The organism is Variovorax sp. BGA-UO-ETr-C22 (assembly GCF_059567965.1).
Window position 1 is genome coordinate 521,183 of the sequence record NZ_JCAQPA010000007.1, and the last position, 19,402, is coordinate 540,584.

The following is a 19,402-nucleotide window of genomic DNA, read 5'->3' on the forward strand; positions in this document are numbered from 1 at the left end:
GCTCATGCGGCCTCGCCCACGGATTCGTCGGCCAGGTCGCGCTGCCGGTGCGTCTGCGCCAACTGCTCGAGCGCGACCGCGTCGGCGCTGGCCTCGCGCAACACGGCGGCCAGCGCCGCGGGCGTCGGGTGGTCGAACACCACGCCGGCCGCCACCTCGACCTGCAGCAGCTTGCGGATGCGCGCCACCAGCTTGATGACCTGCAGCGAGTGGCCGCCGAGTTCGAAGAAGTCGTCTTCCACGCCGACCGGTCCGCTGCCCAGCAGCGTGGCCATTCCGTCGGCGAGCAGCGCTTCGAGCGCGTCGCGCGGGGCCTTCACTGCACGCTGCGGCGCTTCGGCCGGAGCCGAGGCCGCCAGCGCGAGCCGGTCGATCTTGCCGTTCGGCAAGCGCGCGAAGGCGCTCACGGCCGTGCAGCTCGCGGGCACCATGTGGGCGGGCAGCAGCGCGGCGATTTGCTCGCGCAGCGCGCGGCCGCCGGCCGCCTCGCTGTCGCCGACGAAGAAGGCGGCGAGCGTGGTCGCGCCGGCCGCATCGGGCACGGCGAGCACGACCGCCTGGCGCACGCCGGGCCGCGCCAGCAGCGCCGCCTCGACCTCGGCCGGCTCCACGCGGTAGCCGTGGACCTTCACCTGGTGGTCGGCGCGCCCCGCGAGCCGCAGGCCGCCTTCGGGCAGCACCCACGCGAGGTCGCCCGTGCGATAGAGCCGCTCACCCGCGCGGAACGGGTCGGCGACGAACACGTCAGCGTTCGCGCGATTCAGGTAGCCGCGGCACAGCTGCGCACCGCCGATGTAGACCTCGCCCAGCCCACCGGCCGGCACGAGGCCCCGCGACGCATCGAGCACGCGCACGCGGTTGTTCGCGAGCACGCGCGTCAGCGGCAGCTGCTCGGAAACGGGCGCACCGGGTTCGACGGCATGCACCATGACGCCGACCGTGGCCTCGGTCGGCCCGTAGTGGTTGTAGATGGCGCACTGCGGCGCCAGCCGCGCGATGCGCTCGACCAGCGCGCGCGGCGCGGCCTCGCCGCCCAGCACCAGCGTGCGTGGCAGGCAGGGCGCGGCGCTTTCGAGCAGTGCCTCGAGGTGCGAGGGCACGATCTTCAGCGCGTCGATGGCGTGGGCGCGCATGAAGCACGCGAAGGCCTCGGCATCTTTTGCCTCGTGCGGCGCCGCCACGACGAGGCAGGCGCCGTTGTGGAACGCGCCGAACAGCGCGGTGTTGCCCAGGTCGGCCGCCACCGAGCTGGTGAGCGCCCAGCGGCGGCAGGTGTCGAGCTGCATCGCCGCCGATGCGGCTGCCACGTAGTTCTGCAGCTGGCCCTGCTCGACGGCCACGCCCTTGGGCGTGCCGGTGGAGCCAGAGGTGTAGAGCACGTAGGCGAGGTCGCTCGGTGCGGCGATGTGCGACGCGGCTTGCGCTTCGGGCAGCGTGGCCGCATCGGGCAATGCCGCGTCGATGGTGAACACCGGCTGCGCATCGGCCAGCACCGCTGCGCGGCGCGCCTCGGGCCAGTCGGGGTCGAGCGGCAGGTAGGCGGCGCCCGCGCGCCAGACGGCGAGGATCGCCACCGGCAGGTCGAGCGCGCGCGGCAGGTTCAGCGCGACGATGGCGCCGGGCGTCACGCCCTGAGCTTTCAGCCAGTGCGCGACGCGGCCGACGCGCTGGTCGAGTTCGCGGTAACTCAGGCGTTGGGCGCCTGCTTCGAGTGCGGGCGCATCGGGCGTTTCGGCGGCCCAATGGGCGATGCGCTGCGTAACGGTCTGCGCGCCGACATCGGCCACGGCTTCCTGCGACTGCAGCAGCAATTCGCGTTCGCGCGGGCCGACCAGCGGCAGCGCGCCGAGCACGGTGTCGGGGCGTTCGACGACGGCGTTCAGCAGGCAGAGGTACTGCATCAGCAGGCGCCGCGCCGCCACTTCGCTGTGGCGCGCGGCATCGGCGTGCAGCGACAGCGCGGCACCGTCGGCATCCCACGCGACCTGCAAGGCGAGTTCGAAAGCCGGCAGCGGCCCGGGCAGTGCAGCCAGTTGCCATTGCGGATCGACACCGTGGCGACGCGGCTGTTCGTGGCACGCGAAGCCGACCGCGAGGTGCGCGGCGATGGGCGGTGCATCGACGGCCCAGTACTCCTGCGCCTCGACATGCGCGGCCAGCGTGCCGTCGACGTTGTCGAACCAGTCGGCAAAGCGCATCTCGGGCGCGGTCTCGACGATGAGCGGCAGCACCTTGTCGAACACGCCGACCGCACCCTGCATCGGCGGGTAGTCGCGGCGGCAGTCGTGCTGCCAGCCGGCGACGAAACGGCCGGTGCCGTCCAGGCGCGCGAGCAGCAGCCACCAGACGGCTTGCAGCAGCGTGTCGGGCTGCGCGCCCAGCGTGTCGGCGCAGACGGCGATGCGACTCGCGAACGTGGCGTCGACGGATTCGTCGGCACGCACGCGCGTGGCCTGTTGCGAGACAGCAGCCTGCCGACCGACGAGGCGTGGCGGTGTGAGCGAGGACGCCTGCGCGAGGTAGCGCTGCCAGTAGGCGCGTCCCTCGGCGGCATCTTCGCCGTCGAGCAGGTCCTGGCGCCAGGTCACGAAGCGTGCGTAGGGGAACACCTCGGCGGCATCGAAAGCGTGCGCGTCCGCGAAGGCCGTAGCGATCTGGTCGAACAGGTGCTGCAGGCTGCCCCGGTCGCCGACCCAGGCATGGATGGAAAGCGCCAGCGTGTGGCGTGCTTCACCGGTGCGAGCGAGCCCGGCATGGACCATCTCGCCGCGCGCGATGTCCAGCGGCGCGGCCTGCAGGTTCGCCAGCCATTCAGCCAGTGCGGCTTCAGGCGCGTCGCGCAGGTCTGCGTCCGCCCAGGCCAGCGGCGTCATCCCGTCGGTGTACTGCTGGCGCAGCCCCCGGTAGCCCGGCACCGCGCGGATGGCACTGCACAGCGCGCCATGCGCGCCCAGCACGCGCGCGACCACGTCGCGCAGGCGCGCGGGGTCGAGCCCGCCCTCGATGTCGGCGCGCAGCAGCAGGCGCGGCGCATCGGCCGGCACTGCGCGTTGTTCAGGGCTCAGCGGGAAGGTCGTGTCGTCGAAGTGGTCGGTCATGGTCGTCATTTCGTTCAGGCGCCTTGTTCGTCGGCCAGGCGGGACTCGGCGCCGCGCGCACCGTCGTCGAGCGCGGCGCGGTCGAACATCGCGCCCATCGCCACCACGATCTTTCGCGGGCCCTCGAAGGGGTCGCGTGCATGGGCGGCGAGCATGTTGTCGAGCATCACGACGTCGCCCTGGCGCCAGTCGAAGCGGACGGCGCAGGCCTCGTAGGCCTGGCCGACGATGGCCATGGTTTCGTCGGCGATGGGCGAGCCGTCGCCGTAGGTCACGTGGCGCGGCAGGCGCTCGACGCCGCCCATGGCCAGCAGGTCTTCGCGCACCTGCGCTTCCAGGCAGGCGACGTGGTGCAGCTGCACCTGGTTGAAGAACACGCGCTCGCCGGTGAGCGGGTGGCGGATCACGGCGGGGCAGCGGGTGCGCGTCTGCAGCGTGTCGCCGTCGAACCAGCGCCATTCGGTGCCGGCGGCGGCCAGGCGCGCCTCGACGTCTTCGCGGCGATCGGTCTTGTAGAAGTCCTGCCAGCTCACGTCCAGGCCGGGCGTGAAGGTGCGCACGTACTGCAGCCCCTTGCGCTCGAAGCCGGCGACCACCTCGGCCGGCAGGCGGCGCAGCATCTCGCGGCAGTCGACGATGGGCGTGGCCCCGCCCACGGGCGACGGCAGCTCGCAGAAGAACCACTGCTTTCGCGGCCAGCGGTCCAGGTGCGCGCTCTCGTTGTGGAACAGGATCATCTGGCGCTCGGGGTACGGCGTGGAGCGGTAGGTCTTCTTGCCGCCCTCCTTCTTCGGCAGGTCGCCGTAGCTGCCGTACAGCTCGGGCTCGATGGCTTCGGCGAAGGCCTCGAAGTCCTGCGGTGTCTTCAGGCCGAAGTCGCGGAACAGGATGCCGCCGTGCTTCGCCACCAGCATCTCGATGTAGTCGGCCTGGCCCTTGGCCCAGGCGACGGTGTCGAGCTCGGGGCTGGTGGCCTGCAGCACGATGGGGAACTCGGCGCCGGGCTTCAGGAACGAGGTCTGCACGGCGGGCCGCGCGGCGGCGCGCACGGGGGCGCGGCCGGCGCCCAGGGCGTCGAGCTTTCCGAGTTTTCCGAGCTTGTTGTCCAGTTTCGAGGCGGGGCGGACGTTGGGCGCGTGAGTCATGGCGATGGATTCCTCCGAGGGCATGGGGGCCAGCGCGTCGATCGGCTGGCCAGGTGTGACGACGATCCGCTCCAGCAGCGCATGCCACGAAGCGGTGAAGGTTTCGACGGTCTCCCGCCGGTAGAGGTCGGTGGCGAACACCCACTCGGCGGTGAGCGCGCCGTCGTGTTCGCTGGCGAACACCGCCAGGTCGAACTTGGATTCGTTCATCTGCTGGGGCAGCACCTCGACCTCGGCGCCTTCGATGGCAAACCGGATCTCGGGCGTGTTCTGGAGCACGAAGAGCACCTGCACCAGCGGGTTGCGGTCGCGCGCACGCGGCACGCCCGACAGCTCGACGATGCGGTCAAAGGGCACGTCCTGGTGGTCCATCGCGGCCAGGGTGTCGGCCTTGGTGGCGGCGAGCCATTGCGCGAAGTCGGTGCCTGCCTTCGCACGGCGCGAGCGCAGCGGCACCACGTTGACGAAGAAGCCGAGCAGCCCTTCGAGGTCCGGGTGGCCGCGGCCCGCGACGTCGGTGCCGATGACGATGTCGTCGGCGCCCGAGGCCTGGTGGAAGAACAGGAAGAACGACGACAGCAGCAGCGTGAACAGCGACGTGTCCGACGCCCGCGCGAGCGCGGCCAGCGACTGCGACAGCGCGGGCGACAGCGTGAGCCGCACCGAATCGCCGGCGTGCGTGGGCACGGCCGGGCGCTGGTGGTCGGGCTTGATACCCGAGGCCTGCGGCGCACCCGCCAGCCGCTCGCGCCAGAACGCGGCCTTCGGCGCGAAGCCGTCGGAGGCCAGCGCGCGCGCATACCAGGCGGCGTAGTCGGCGTACTGCACGGGCAGCGGCGCCAGTTCCAGCGGCTGGCCGCGCCGCGCGTGTTCGTAGAACGCGGCCAGCTCGCGTGCGAACACGGCAATCGACCAGCCGTCGAACACGATGTGGTGCACCACGAGCACCAGCACATGCTCGCGCGCGGCCATGCGTACGACGGTGGCCTTGATCAGTGGCCCTTCGGTGAGCGCGAGCGGTGCGCGCACCAGCTCGTCGAAAAGTTGACCGTAGCGCGCGCCGTCGTCGAGTGCGATGACGGGAATGTCGAGCGGCGCACCGGGGCGCACGACGGCCATGGGTTCGCCCTCGTCGTCTTCGGTGAACACGGTGCGCAGCACCTCGTGACGCGCAACGATCGCGTCGATGGCGGCACGCAGCGCGCCAATGTCGAGCTCGCCGTGCAGCGCCAGGCCGGCCGACATGTTGTAGGCCGCGCGGCCGCTGCGATTCGCGGTGTCGGTGAGGCGATCGACCAGCCAGAGGCGGCGCTGCATCGGCGACAGCGGCAGCGCGCCGCCGCGCACGACGGGCGTGATCTCCATCGCGCTGCGCTGCGGCGCGGCGGCGGTCGAGGCGACACCGAGCCGCGCGGCCAGGCCGGCGATGGTCGGCGCCTTGAAGAACTCGCTCGGGTGCAGCTCGGTCGCGTAACGCTTGCGCACGCGCGACAGCAGCTGGATGGCCACGAGCGAATCGCCGCCGAGTTCGAACAGGTTGTCGTCCACACCGATGGGTGCGATGCCCAGGCGCTCGGTCCACAGCGCGGCGAGCGCGGTCTCGACCTCGCCCTGCGGTGCGACGAACGGGGTCTGCAGCGCGGGCCGGGGATGGGCCGCGCCTGCGGCAGCGGCCGGTGCCTCGTCGCCGAGCAGGTCGAGCATGCCGTTGTCGAGCGGGCCCAGGCGCGTGGCCAGGTCGGTGGTCGAGATCACGGTCTGCGCGCGCGCCGGGCCGTTGACGATGCGCTCGAAGACGCGCGCGCCTTCGGGGCCGTCCATGCCGATGTCGTCGGGCACGTCCATGTGCGCGGCCATGCCCAGGCCGCGCCAGGCGTCCCAGTTGACCGAGAACACCGGGAACGCGCCGAGCCGTTCGTGCGCGACGGCCACGGCGTCGAGGTAGGCGTTGGCGGCGGCGTAGTCGCTCATGCCCAGGCCGCCGGCCACGCTGGAGATGGACGAGCACAGCAGCACGAAGTCCAGCGGCTGGCCGCGCAGCGCGTCGAGCAGCACGCGCGTGCCGCGCACCTTGGTTGCGAACACGGTGTCGACCTGCGCGCGCGTGCGCCCGGCCATCATGCCGCCGCCCGCATCGCCGGCGGCATACACGACGCCGTGCAGCGGGCCGAAGCGGGCATTGGCCTGCGCGAAGGCCGCGCGCATCGCGTCGGCGTCGGACACATCGGCCGACACGGTGAGCACCTGTGCGCCGAGCGTTTCGAGTTCGAGCAGTTGCTGCAGCCGCGCCTTCAGAGCGGCGGGCGTGCTGTCGGCCGCCACCAGCGCCGGCCAATCCGCGCGCGCCGGCAGCGCCGTGCGGCCGAGCAGCACCAGCCGCGCCTGCCAGTGCACGGCCAGGTGCTTCGCCAGCGCGAGACCGACACCGCCCAGGCCGCCGGTGACGAGGTAGACGCCTTCGTGGCGCAGGCGTGGCTGCGCCGCAGCGGTCAGTGTTGCGGGTTCATAGGTCTTGATCCAGCGGTGCGCGCCACGGAAGGCCACCAGCGGCTCGCCGGGCTCGGCCTGTAGCGCAGCGGCCTCGGCCACGATCTGCGCGACCAGCCGGCCTTCGGCATCGCTTTCGGGCGCGGGCAGCACGACGTCGATCACGCGGCAATGCACGCGCGGATACTCCTGGCCGATCACCTTGCCGATGCCGCGCAGCGTGGCCTTCTCGGGGCACAGCGGCTCGGTGCCGGTGACGTCTTCGAGCTGGTTGGCGACGACGGCGAGCGGCAGCGTGCGGTCGCCGGCTTCGAGCGACTGCACGAGCGCGAGCAGGCTGAAGAAGCTGCGTTCGAGCAGCCCGGCCTGCGGCTGCTGCGCGGGCAGCGCCTCGTCGAGGCTCCACAGGTGGTAGATGCCGGCGATGGCGCCGAAGTCGGCCGCGATCTCGCTCTGCAGGCGTGCGTGGTCGTCGCGCGCGCCGGGGCGCAGCGTCCAGTGGCCGTGGCCCGTGCGCGCGAAGGCGCTACCGCGCTCGGCCAGCACCACGGTGCGGCCCTGCGCGCGCAGCTGGCGCACGAGGTGGCCCGTCAGGCTGCGGTTGTCGCCGAGCACGAGCAGGCAGCCGCCGGTATCGGTCGAAGGCGCGACGACCAGCGGCTCCGTGCGCTGCCACGAGGGCACATAGAACGCGTCGGCGTTGGTTCGTTGCGGCGCCTTCGCAGCGCCGGGCGCTTCCACCCAGTAGCGGCGACGCTGGAACGGATACGCCGGCAGCGGCACGCGCCGACGCGCGGCGCCCGCGTGGCAGGCAGCCCAGTCGATGTCCACGCCCGCGACCCACAGCTGGGCCAGCGTCTGCGCAATCTGCTGCGCGTTGCGTGCCTGCTGCTGCGGGTGCGCCTGGCTGGCGAGCACGCCGGCGGCGGTGTCGGCCAGCGGATGCTGGCGCGCCAGGCCCGCCAGCGTTTCGCCGGGGCCGACTTCGAGCAGCACGCGGCCCGGCACCTGCAGCAAGGTGCCCACGCCGTCGGCGTACTGCACGGTGCCGCGCAGGTGGCGCGCCCAGTAGGCGGGGCTCATGGCCTCTTCGGGCGTGATGAGCTGGCCCGTGACGTTCGAGACAAAGGGGATCGTCGGCGGCCGGCGCGGCACCGAAGCGATGAGCGCTTCGAGTGGCGCGAGCAGCGGCTCGGTCATCGCCGAGTGCGAAGCGATCGACACATGCAGCCGGCGCGGCAGGTGGCCCGCCGCGCGCAGCCGCGCCTCGGCGGCCTCGACCGCTTCGCGCGGGCCCGAGATCACGCACAGCTGTTCAGCGTTGGCGGCGGCGAGGTCGCAGCCCGGCGCCAGGAAGGGCGCGAGCGCGGCTTGCGACAACGGCACGGCGGTCATCGCGCCGGGCGGCATCGACTGCAGCAGGCGACCGCGCAGGGCCGCGACACGCAGCGCGTCTTCGAGGCGGAACACGCCCGCCAGGCAGGCGGCGACGTACTCGCCCAGGCTGTGGCCCATCATCACCGCGGGCCGCACGCCGCGGCGCATCCACCACTGCGCCATCGCGTACGCGACGACGAAGAGCGCGGGCTGCGCGAGCGCGATGTCGAACAGCCGCGCGTCAGCCTCGGCTTCGCCGCCGGGCGCGGGGAACAGCACGGTGCGCAGGTCAAAGCCCAGTTCGGGCTCCAGCAGCGCGCAGCAGCGGTCGATGTCGTCGCGAAAGGCCGCGTCGTCCTCGTAGAGCGCGCGGCCCATCTGGGCGTGCTGCGTGCCACCGCCCGGGAAGAGGAAGACCACCTCGGGCGCCTGCGCGGGCGCGGCGCGCACGGCCAGGCCCTCGCCCGCCGAGAGCAGCTGCACCGCGCCTTCGGCATGGTCGGCCACCACGGCGCTGCGGTGCTCGAAGACGCGGCGGCCCGTCTGCAGGGTATGGGCAACGTCGGCGAGCGGCAACGCGGGGTGCGTGCGCAGGTGATCGGCCAGTTGCTGCGCGGCTTGTCGCGTCGCGGACGCGCTGCGGGTCGACAGCGGCAGCACCTGCCAGCCAGTCACTGTGGTTGACGTGGCCACGGGCGGCGCCTCTTCGAGCACGACGTGCACGTTGGTGCCGCCGATGCCGAAAGAGCTGACGCCCGCGCGGCGCGGCGTGTCGCCCTCGGACCAGGGCTGCGCCTCGGTGTTCACGCGGAACGGGCTGTTCGCGAAATCGATCTGCGGGTTCGGCTGCTCGAAGTGCAGGCTCGGCGGCAGCGTGCGGTGGCGCAGCGCCAGTGTCGCCTTGATGAGCCCCGCCACGCCGGCCGCCGCGTCGAGGTGGCCGATGTTGGTCTTGACCGAGCCGATGGCGCAGTAGCCGCAGCGCCCGCCATCGCCGCCATCGCCGCCATCGGCACGGAAGGCCTGCGTGAGCGCGGCCAGCTCGATCGGGTCGCCCAGCGTGGTGCCCGTGCCGTGCGCCTCGATATAGCCGATGGTGTGCGCGGGCACGTCGGCCATCAGCTGCGCCGCGCGGATCGCGCCGGCCTGGCCTTGCACGCTCGGTGCGGTGAAGCCGATCTTGTCGGCGCCGTCGTTGTTGGTGGCCGTGCCCTTGATGACGGCGTGGATGGTGTCGCCGTCGCGCAGCGCGTCGGCCAGCCGGCGCAGCACGACGATGCCCGCGCCGCTGCCGATCACCGTACCCGCGGCCCGGGCGTCGAAGGCGCGGCAATGGCCGTCGGGCGAGAGGATCGCGCCGTTCTGGTAGCGGTAGCCGCCCTCCTGCAGCAGGTTGAGCCACACGCCGCCGGCCAGCGCCATGTCGCAGTCGTGGCTCAGCAGGCCCTGGCAGGCCAGGTGCACGGCCACCAGCGAGGTGGAGCATTCGGTCTGCACGCTCAGGGCCGGGCCGCGCAGGTCGAGCTTGTAGGCCACGCGCGTGCACAGCGAGCCGGCGGAGTTGCCGCTCATGAGGCCCAGCATGTCGGCGATGCCGGTGCCCGCGTCGATGCCGACGGCGGGCAGCAGGTGCTTCATGAGGTAGAGGTTGGGGCCGTCGCCCGCGTAGACGCCGACGGGCGCCCCGCCCTTCTGGCCGGTCGGCCAGCCCGCATGGTCCATCGCCTCCCAGGCGCATTCGAGAAAGATGCGCTGCTGCGGATCGAGGTGCTCGGCCTCGCGCGGCGAGTAACCGAAGAAGCCGGCGTCGAAGCGGTCGAAGCCGTCGAAGAGCACGCCGGCCTTCACGTAGTCGGGATCGGCCAGCGCGCGCTCGGGCACGCCGCGCGCGCGCAGTTCGTCGTCGCTGAAGACGGTGACCGACTCGACGCCGTCGCGGATGTTGCGCCAGAAGGCGTCCACGTCGGGCGCACCGGGAAAGCGGCCGGCCATGCCGACGATGGCGATCTCGAGGCCCGTGGTGTCGGAGGAAAGCGGGGTGTCGTCTTGCGCGTGCATCAGAGGGTTCTTTCCGTGGGTCGGCGGCGTTGCAGCAGGGCGGCGCGTTGCTGCTGCGCGCGCTGTTTCGCCTGCGCGGCGTCGTCGGTGGCGGCGGCGGGGCCGTGCCCCTTCTGCTCGATGTGGCGGGCGAGCGCGCCGACGGTCGGGTACTTGAAGAGGTCGACCACCGCGAGCCCCGGCTGCAGGCGGTCTTCCACCAGCCGGTGCATGCGAATCACGAGCAGCGAGTTGCCGCCGAGGTCGAAGAAGTTGTCGTGCAGGCCGACCTGCGCGACCTTGAGCAGCTCGGCCCAGATCGCGGCCAGCGTCTGCGCGACGTCGCCGTGGGGGGCTTCGTAGCCTGGCGTGCCGGCGGCCGCCGGTGCGGGCAGCGCGCGGCGGTCGACCTTGCCGTTGGCGCCGAGCGGGAAGCTGTCGAGCACCATCAACGCCGAGGGCACCATGTAGTCGGGCAGCGCCTGCGCCAGCTGCGTCTTGAGCGTGGTCGCATCGAGCGATGCGCCTGCAGCGGGTGCGACGTAGGCCACGAGCGACGGGCCCGCTGCGCCCTCGTGCAGGCACACCAGCGCCTCACGCACGCCGGGCTGCTCGCGCAAGCGCGCCTCGACCTCGCCGAGCTCGATGCGGAAGCCCCGCACCTTCACCTGGTGGTCGAGCCGCTCCAGGTATTCGAGCTGGCCGTCAGCGCGCCAGCGCACGAGGTCGCCGGTGCGGTACAGGCGCCCGCCTGATGGATCGAAGGGGTCGGCGACGAAGCGCTCGGCCGTCGGCGCCGCGCGCCCGAGGTAGCCGCGCGCGAGGCCGTCGCCGCCGAGGTACAGCTCGCCGGGCACGCCCTGCGGCACGGGCTGCAGGTCGGCGTCGAGCACATGGGCGGTGCGGCGGCCGACCGGGCGGCCGATGGGGGCGTAGCCCTGCACGATGGCCTCGGCGTCGGCGGACCACAGGGTCGGCGTGATCACGGCCTCGGTCGGGCCGTAGGCGTTCACGATGCGTGCAGGGTGCAGCACGCGGCGGACCAGCGCGAGGTCTTCGCCGGTCCAGGCCTCGCCGCCGAAGAGCGCGAGGCGCACCGCGTGCCGGAACGGCGGCTGGTCCTGCAGCAGCTGGCGCGCATAGGCCGGCGGCAGGTCGACCACGCTGACGCGGTGGCGCTGCAGCAAGGCGTCGAGTTCGCTGGCGAGCGAGCACCACTGCGGCTGCAGCACCAGCGCGGCGCCGGTGGTCAGCGGCAGCAGGCACTGCTCGATGGCGGCGTCGACGTGCGGCAGCGCGAACTGCAGCGAACGATCGCTCGCCGTGAAGCCGCAGGCATCGGCCATGGCCTGCAGGTGCGTCGACAGCGCGCCGTGCGCGACCGCCACGCCCTTGGGGCGGCCGGTGGTGCCCGAGGTGTGGATCACGTAGGCCAGGTGGTGGTCGTGCAGCGCGACCTGCGGGGCCTCGTTCGGTTCGTCGTCGAGCGATGCGTCATCGACTGCGAGGCGCGCGACGGTTTCGTTCACTGAGCTGTGGCTGCCGGCCAGCAGCAGCGCGGCGCCGCTGTCGGCCAGCAACTCCGACAACCGCTGCGGCGGGTGCGACGGGTCCATCGGCAGGTAGGTGCCGCCGGCTTTCAGCACGGCGAGCAGGCTGGCGACGCGATCGACCGGGGCATCGACGGCCACGGCGACCCGCGTGTCCGGCCGCACACCGTGGCGCAGCAGGCGGTGCGCAATGCGGTTCGCGCGGCGGTCGAGGGCGGCGTAGGAAAGTTCGGTGGCGCCGGCGATCAACGCGATGGCATCCGGTGCACGGCGGACGTTCGCCTCGAACAGGCGATGCGCGGGTGTCGCGGCGGATGCGGGCGATGGCCCCGTGCCCCAGGCGTGCAGTTGCGCCTGCTCTTCGGCAGCGAGCCACGGCGCATCGCCGACGGCACGGGCCGGGTCGGCCGTCAACGCTTCGAGCAGCGCGCGGTAGTGCGCAGCCATGCGCGCAACCGTCGCGGCATCGAACAGCTCGGCCGCCGCGGTGAAGACCGCGCGCACCTGGCCGTCGGCGCGCTCGCGGATGTCGAGCGCGAGTTCGCACTGCGCGGCGCTGTCGTCCATGCGGTACTCGTCGACCGCCAGGCCCGGCAGGCCGCGCAGCACGGCCGTGTCTTCGCGCAGCAGGTTGAACATCACCTGGAACAGCGGGTTGTGGCTCAGGCTGCGCTGCGGCTGCAGGGCGTCCACGAGCTGCTCGAACGGCAGGTCCTGATGGGCCTGCGCGCCGAGCGCGGCCTCGCGGGTCTGGGCCATCAGTTGCGCGAACGGGGTGCGGCCGTTCAGCGTGGCGCGCAGCACCTGCGTGTTGACGAAGAAGCCGATGAGGCCCGCGGTCTCGAGGCGGTGGCGGTTGGCGACCGGCACGCCCACGCGCACATCGGGCTGGCCCGTGTAGCGATGCAGCAGCGCCTGAAAGCCCGCGAGCAGCACCATGAACAGCGTGGCGCCATGCGCCTGCGCGGTGGCGTGCAGGCGGGCGACGAGGGCCGCGTCGAGGTCGAAGGCTTGCGAGGCGGCGCGGTAGTTGGCGACCGCGTGGCGGGGGCGGTCCGTGGGCAGGGCCAGCACGGGATGGTCGCTGCCGAGCTGGGTGCGCCAGTAGGCCAGCTGGCGTTCGGCCTCGCCGGCGGCAAGCCAGTCGCGCTGCCACGCGGCGTAGTCGGCGTACTGGATCGCCGGTGCGGCGAGCGACGGCGCCTCGCCCCTCGCGTGCGCCGCATAGGCCACGCCGAACTCGTCGAGCAGCACCTGCAGCGAGGCGCCGTCGGACACGATGTGGTGCGTGACGATCGCGAGGATGTGGTGCGCGTCGCCGAGCTGGAGCCAGGCGGCGCGCAGCACGGGGCCGGCCACGAGGTCGAAGGGCTCGGCCTGGAGCGCGCGCGCCTGTGCGGCGGCGGCGCCTTCACGTTCGTCGGCCGGCAGTGCGCGAAGGTCGATGTGGGCCAGGGCCAGCGGCGCCGTCGGCAGCACCTGCTGGCCGACCGTGCCGTCGGCCGCGGTGCGGAACACGGTGCGCAGGCTTTCGTGGCGCGCGAGCAGGACTTCGAGCGCCGCCTTCATTGCGTCGGCATCCAGCACGCCCGACAGGCGCAGCGCCACGCCCACGTGGTAGGCGCTGTTCTTCGGATCGAGCTGCCACAGGAACCACTGGCGCGCCTGCGCATGCGACAGCGCGAGCAGCCCGGTGCGGTGCTCGGCCGGCAGGGCCGGGATCGGCTGGTGCGCACGGCGCTGGCCGAGCGCCCGCACGCGCCGCAGTTCGCGCGCGAGGTCGCCCAGGCGCGGTTGCTCGAACAGCGCGCGCAGCGGAAAGTCAATGTCCCAGCGCTCGCCGATGCGCGCGGCCACCTGCGTGGCGGCGAGCGAGTTGCCGCCGTGGGTGAAGAAATGCGCATCGCGCGCCAGCGGCCGTTCGGCGGGGCGGCGCAGCACCTCGTGCCAGACCGTGGCGAGGGCCTGCTCGACGTCGTCGAGCGCGGCTTCGGTTGTGTCGACTGCGGGGGCGCTGCCACCCAGCACGAACGCACCGTGGGCGTAGATCGCATAGGCGTCCGCCGTGCGATCGATCCAGCCCTGGCGGCAGGCGCCGCGCTGCAGCTTGCCGCTCGTGGTCTTGGGCATGCCGCCGGGGTTGAGCAGCATCACGACCGACAGCGGCTCGCCGCACTGTTCGCTCACGGCAGCGCTCAGCGCCTCGACCAGCACCTCGGGCCGCACCAGCTTCTGAATGCTGCGCGACACCTCGGCTGCAAGGCCGATGCCCTCGCCTTCCGGCCCCTCGACCGCGAAGGCCGCGACGCGGCCCTTGCGCACGGCCTCGACCTCGCGCTCCACTTCGCGCTCGATGTCCTGCGGGTAGAGGTTGTGGCCGCGCACGATGACCATGTCCTTGATGCGGCCCGCCACGTAGAGCTGGCCGTCGTGCACGAAGCCCAGGTCGCCGGTGCGCAGCCAGCGCGTGCCGTCCTGCACGACGAAGGTCTGCTGCGACACCTCGGGCTTGTTCCAGTAGCCGCTGCCCAGGCTCGGGCCCGAGGCCCAGATTTCGCCGACGGCGCCATCGGCGCACACGCTCAGCGTGGCGGTGTCGACGATGCGCACCGCGTGGTGCGTGACGCTGCGGCCGCAGCCCACGAGCATGGCGCCGCCCTCGTCGCGCACCACGGCACCTTGTGCCAGGCGTGCCTTGTCGAAGGCGTGCGCGACCATGCCGGCGCCGCGCTTCCCGCCCGTGACGAACAGCGTCGATTCGGCCAGGCCGTAGCAGGGATAGACCGCTTCGGCCGGAAAGCCCGCGGGCGCGAAGCGTTGCTGGAACGACCGCAGCGTGTCGGCGCGCACCGGCTCGGCGCCGGAGAACGCGAGGCGCCAGGACGACAGGTCGAGCCTTTGCAACTGCGTGTCGGACACGCGGTCCAGGCACAGGCGGTAGGCGAAGTCGGGCCCACCACTGACCGTGGCGCACAGCCGCGAGACGGCTTCGAGCCAGCGCACGGGGCGCTCGAGAAAGTAGCGCGGCGACATCAGCGCCACCACGGCGCCACGGTGCATCGGCTGCAGCAGGCCGCCGATGAGGCCCATGTCGTGGTTCAGCGGCAGCCAGGTGACGAAGGTGTCGCTCGTGCAGACCGAGAGGCCCTCTTCGATCGCGCGCATGTTCGCCATCAGGTTGGCGTGCGTGACCATGACGCCCTTGGGCGCCGAGGTGGAGCCGGAGGTGTACTGCAGGAAGGCGATGTCGGTGGCGGCCGGCGTGTGCGGGCGCCATGCGTCGGCGCCGGCGGCGTCGATCTCGTCCACGGCGATGAGCGTGGCCTGCGCGAAGGCGTCGGCCACCCCCGCCATCGCATCGCGGATGGCGGCGTGGGTCAGCACGCAGCAGGCGCCCGCGTCGGCGGCGATGCCCTCGAGCTTGCCCAGGTGGCGCTTGCGCGTGGACTCGGGCGGGAACACCGGCACGGCGACGAGGCCCGCGTAGAGGCAGGCGAAGAAGCTGACAACATAGTCGTCGCTGTTGTCCAGCATGATCAGTGCGCGGCCGCCGGGTGCGAAGGCCTGCTGCAGGTGCGCCGCGAGACCGCGCACGCGCGCGTCGAGCGTGCGGTAGCTGATGGGCGTGTCGAGTGCGGTGCCGTCGCGGTCGGTGATGGCGATCAATGCGATGTCGTCGGGGCGCTGCGCGGCGAGGCCACGCAGGTGGGTCACGAAGTCCACGGGATGCATCGGGTTCACAGGGGTTGTTCCTTGGTGTGCCAGGCCAGCGCGGCGGCGTAGCCCGGCGGCGCGGACAGCGCCATCGCTTCGATGCCGGCCCACGCGGGCACGGCGCAGTCGATGGCGAGCGCGCCGTGGGCGTCGGGGTGGATGCCGACGCTTTGCAGGTGTTCGGCCATGCCGACGCCGGCGGCTTTCAACACAGCTTCCTTGCCGACCCAGCGTCGGTAGAAGGCGCGTGGCAGGTCGGCGTCGCTGCGGATCTCGCGCTGTTCGCGCGCGGTGAAGGCCATGGCGAGCAGCGCATCGGCGTCGGCCATGAGGTCGCGCGCGCAGGCTTCGATGTCGACGCCGACGCAGCGCACGCGCGCCGGGTCGGCCAGCGCGATGAGCGCGTGGTCGCCGGCGTGCGAGATGTTGAAGAGGGGCACGGCGTTGTCGCTGCCGGTTTCGACGAAGGGCTTGCCGTGTACGTCGGCACGCAGCGGCACCTCCGCCGGATGGCAGGCGAGGCGCTGCGCGATCAGCCGGCGCACGGCGGCGCGGGTGTGGGCGAAGCGCACGCGGTCGGCGCGGCGGGCAAAGCGATTGGCGCGTGCGCGCTCGTCGGGCGTGAGGTCGGACCAGGCATCACCGTCATTCGCCGCAAGGTCCAGGTCCAAGCGGTGCAACGCGATGCCCGGCGGCAAGGGGTCATGCCAGGGCACGAGCCGCATCGACGCCTCCCGCCATCACCGCCGGCGCGAGGTGCCGCGCCAGCGCGGCCAGCACGGAGGTCTCGTGCTGGCGGATGAAGAAATGGCCGCCCTCGAACCAGTCGAGCGTGAAGCGCGCGTGCGCGGTCTCGGCGGCCCAGGCCTGCATGCGCCACGGCGCGATGTCGTCCTGGCGGCCGGCCAGCACATGCAGCGGCACGGGCAGCGGCGCAGGGTCGGCGTGCACGAAGCTGCGGCACAGGCGGTAGTCGGCGCCGAGGGTGTCGAGCGTCATGCGCAGCAGCTCGGGGCTGCCGAAGAGTTCGTCGGGCGTGCCACCCTGCTTGCGCAGGTCGGCGATGAGGGCCGCGTCGTCGGTGATGTCGAGAAAGCGGTCAGGGTCGCGCTGCGACGGCGCTGCGCTGCCGGAGACGATCAGGGCGCCCGGCAGCGGGCGGTGCTGCTGCCGCTGGTGCTGCGCCATGCCCCAGGCCAGCAAGGCGCCCATGCTGTGGCCGAAGAGCGCGTAGCGGCCGCGCAGCAGGCCTTCGTGCTCGGCGCACAGCTGCGCGACCATGCGGTCGAAGCTGTCGACGAAGCTTTCGCCCAGGCGCCCGCCGCGGCCCGGCAGCTCGACCGGCACGACCTCGATCCAGCGCGGCAGCGCACGCCGCCAGCGCAGGTACATGGTGGCGCTGGCGCCCGCGCAGGGCAGGCACAGCAGGGGCAGCGAGGCCTGCATGTGCGTCAGGCGGAGGCGGACGCGTTGTCGCTCTGCTGCTGCGCGGCCATCCAGTCGCGCAGCGACTTGGGGCGCATGTCGGTCCACTGGGCTTCGACGTAGTCGAGCACGGTCTTCTTGTCGCCCTTGACGCCGTCGACGGCGGTCCAGCCGCCGGGCACGGCCTTCCAGTGCGGCCAGATGGAGTACTGCGCTTCGTGGTTGACGAGCACGATGAAGGTCTCGTCCTCGCGGTCGAAACAGCTGGTAGACATGGGCGGTCCTCTTGGTAAGTGCAATGACGGGCAGGGTTTGCCCTTGCGATACAAGACGCGCCGCGAGGCCGGGTGTTTAGTCCCGCATGCATCCAGACCGTGCACGGCTGCGCCGCGGCGAGGGCCGCTGCAGAAGCTGCGAAAAAAAGAGGGAGCGGGCTAGCGGGCCGCGTCTTCGGCGTCCGGCGAAGGGACGTCGTGCGCGGGCGGCACGAGGCCGACGAGCAGCCAGAGGCGGGCCGCCTCGGCGTAGGTCTGGCGATGGGCGGGATCGGCGGCGAGCCATTGCGCGAACTCGGCGCTCGCGGCGGCGTCGAGGGCGCCTTCGCCGGCGTGCTGGCGGCGAACCCACGCCCAGGCGGTCTGCCAGGTGGGGTCGCTTTGCGTGTCGTTGGGGCTGCTGCTCATCGGCGGCCATCGTAGCGCCGATGCGGTGCGTCGGAAAACTCAGGCGGCTTGCACGAGGTAGCGGCAGCTTTCGAGTGCCGCGTCGGCGTCCTTGATCATGAAGTTCACGAGCGTGGCGGAGCAGCCCAGGCGCGCGGCGATCTCGCGCTGGGTCAGGCCACTGAGACGGTTGAGTTCGAACGCGAGGCGGGTGCGCGGCGGCAGCGCTTCGAGCACGCGGTCGATGGCCACCAGCGCCTGCCGGCCGCCGAGCACGCGGTCGGGCGCGTCGTTGCTGCTGGGCGGGCTCACGAGCTCGACGTCGTCGCAGTAGGTGCGGTAGCTGGCCTCCACGGAATGGTGGCGGTGGTAGTCGACCGCCACGTTGCGCACCACCTGGCAGCAGTAACCGAGCGGCTTGCGGACATCGCGCACCGAAGCGCCGTCGGCGAGCTTCAGGTAGGCGTCCTGCAGCACTTCGTCTGCGAGGTCAGCGGTGCGGACGATCTTTTGCGCGACGCGCTGGAGCTGGGCACGGTTCGCGATGAAGACCTCCCCCAGCGTGGGCGCGGACGGGGAAAGCGACAGATCCATGGGTACTCCTGAAGTGTTCAAGGGCAAAGATGCAAATAAGAACTATTACCATTTGATGACGCAAGAAGGCCCTGTTTTTCCCGGTGGCGCCTTCTCGTCTCTCTCCCTGTCTAGACGTTCGAGCGGCCGAAACCGAGACACCTAAAATTCCGCCCCTTACATCGCACCCGTACCCATGAACATCGTCGTCAACGAAGAACTCAAAGCCTATATCGATCCCTTGACGCCGGAGGAGTACGAAGCCCTCGAACGCAGCATCCTCACCGAAGGCTGCCGCGACGCGCTGGTGCTGTGGGGCGACGTGCTGGTGGACGGCCACAACCGCTACGGCATCTGCCAGAAGCACGGCCTGCCCTTCCAGACCGTGCAGAACACGCGCTTCAAGACGCTGCAGGACGTGCACCTGTGGATGATCGACCAGCACCTGGGCCGCCGCAGCATCTCGGACTACTTGCGCGGCGTGCTGGCGTTGCGCAAGAAGGACATCGTGGACGAGCGCCGCGCCCGCAGCAGCGCCGCCACGCCGACCACCCCGACCACGGCGGACGATCCGCCCTTCGACGTCGACGACGCCCCCGCTTCGACCTCCACTCCCGCTTCCGACGAGGCCCTGCCGCCGCCCGTGCCGCTGAACAGCCGCGAGGCCATCGCCCGCGCCGCGCGCCTGAGCAGCAGCCAGGTCGTGATGATCGAGAAGATCCAGAAGCAGGCCGCGCCCGAGCTGGTGGCGGCCGTGAAGTCGGGCGTGATCTCGATCAACACGGCCGCGGCCGTCGCCTCGCTGCCCGCCGAAGAGCAGGTGTCGGCGGCCAACGCCGGCAAGGACGAGCTCAAGCAGGCCGCCAAGCGTGTGCGCGAGGCCAAGCGCAAGCCGCGCGAAGCGGCGCCCGAAACCGAAGAAGGCGCCGAACCGGCGGCGCTCGACGCCGTGCAGCAACTGCAACAGCGCGTGGCCGAACTCACGGCCGAGAACGCGGACCTGCGCCGGCAAGTGGCCGAGTTGCAGGCGCAACTGGCGCACTGACGCCCCGGCGGGCGACCTTCCCCTCGCCCGCCGCTTTCACCGCCCCTCCCTGAAACCTCGCGCGCCGCACTGCGGCCCGCGAGGCTTTGTCGCGTCCGCGACCCACTGAAAACAGTTGTTCGTAATCTTGTGTTTTTATTTGCAACAAGTGTTATATTTTTGACGCCACCTCCAAACAAACACTTTAGTTCTCCCAGCCAGCGTTGCGATCGGCGTCTCCGTCCAACTTCTTACAGTGAGTGCTTAAGTTGCAAAAAGAACGGCGATGCCGCCTCCAATCGGTGTTTTC

Annotated in this window: 9 protein-coding genes; 1 reads left to right on the plus strand and 8 read right to left on the minus strand. The window is 71.8% G+C overall.

Annotation, left to right across the window (positions count from 1 at the left end; genetic code table 11):
• Positions 1-2: 2 nt before the first annotated feature.
• From AC57B8_RS06320 to AC57B8_RS06355, 8 genes are all read right to left on the minus strand, one after another.
• Positions 3-3,098, minus strand: coding sequence for a non-ribosomal peptide synthetase (locus AC57B8_RS06320; RefSeq protein ID WP_496478990.1), 3,096 nt, complete (start codon positions 3,096-3,098; stop codon positions 3-5).
• Between the two features lie 14 nt (positions 3,099-3,112).
• Positions 3,113-10,165 carry an SDR family NAD(P)-dependent oxidoreductase gene (locus AC57B8_RS06325; protein ID WP_496478991.1) on the minus strand — a complete coding sequence of 2,351 codons (7,053 nt, stop codon included), beginning with the start codon at positions 10,163-10,165 and terminating at the stop codon, positions 3,113-3,115.
• Positions 10,165-15,426, minus strand: coding sequence for an amino acid adenylation domain-containing protein (locus AC57B8_RS06330; protein WP_496479115.1), 5,262 nt, complete (start codon positions 15,424-15,426; stop codon positions 10,165-10,167). Before AC57B8_RS06330 ends, AC57B8_RS06325 begins: the two co-directional genes overlap by 1 nt.
• 5 nt (positions 15,427-15,431) lie before the next feature.
• Positions 15,432-16,133, minus strand: coding sequence for a 4'-phosphopantetheinyl transferase family protein (locus tag AC57B8_RS06335; RefSeq protein WP_095950825.1), 702 nt, complete (start codon positions 16,131-16,133; stop codon positions 15,432-15,434).
• Entirely contained in the window at positions 16,111-16,854 is a 744-nt protein-coding gene (locus AC57B8_RS06340) for a thioesterase II family protein (protein ID WP_496478992.1), read from the minus strand. The genes AC57B8_RS06335 and AC57B8_RS06340 overlap by 23 nt, the downstream gene beginning before the upstream one ends.
• Before the next feature lie 5 nt (positions 16,855-16,859).
• A complete protein-coding gene (locus AC57B8_RS06345; protein ID WP_070062433.1) occupies positions 16,860-17,108 on the minus strand; it encodes an MbtH family protein in 249 nt (82 codons plus the stop codon).
• A 159-nt stretch (positions 17,109-17,267) separates the two neighbouring features.
• On the minus strand, positions 17,268-17,516 hold the full coding sequence (locus tag AC57B8_RS06350) for a FecR/PupR family sigma factor regulator (RefSeq protein WP_496478993.1): 249 nt from the start codon (positions 17,514-17,516) through the stop codon (positions 17,268-17,270).
• A 39-nt stretch (positions 17,517-17,555) separates the two neighbouring features.
• Positions 17,556-18,089 carry a sigma-70 family RNA polymerase sigma factor gene (locus tag AC57B8_RS06355; RefSeq protein ID WP_496478994.1) on the minus strand — a complete coding sequence of 178 codons (534 nt, stop codon included), beginning with the start codon at positions 18,087-18,089 and terminating at the stop codon, positions 17,556-17,558.
• 175 nt (positions 18,090-18,264) lie between these two features.
• Between AC57B8_RS06355 and AC57B8_RS06360 the strand changes: the two genes are divergently transcribed.
• A complete protein-coding gene (locus tag AC57B8_RS06360; RefSeq protein WP_307696023.1) occupies positions 18,265-19,113 on the plus strand; it encodes a plasmid replication/partition related protein in 849 nt (282 codons plus the stop codon).
• Positions 19,114-19,402 lie beyond the last annotated feature (289 nt).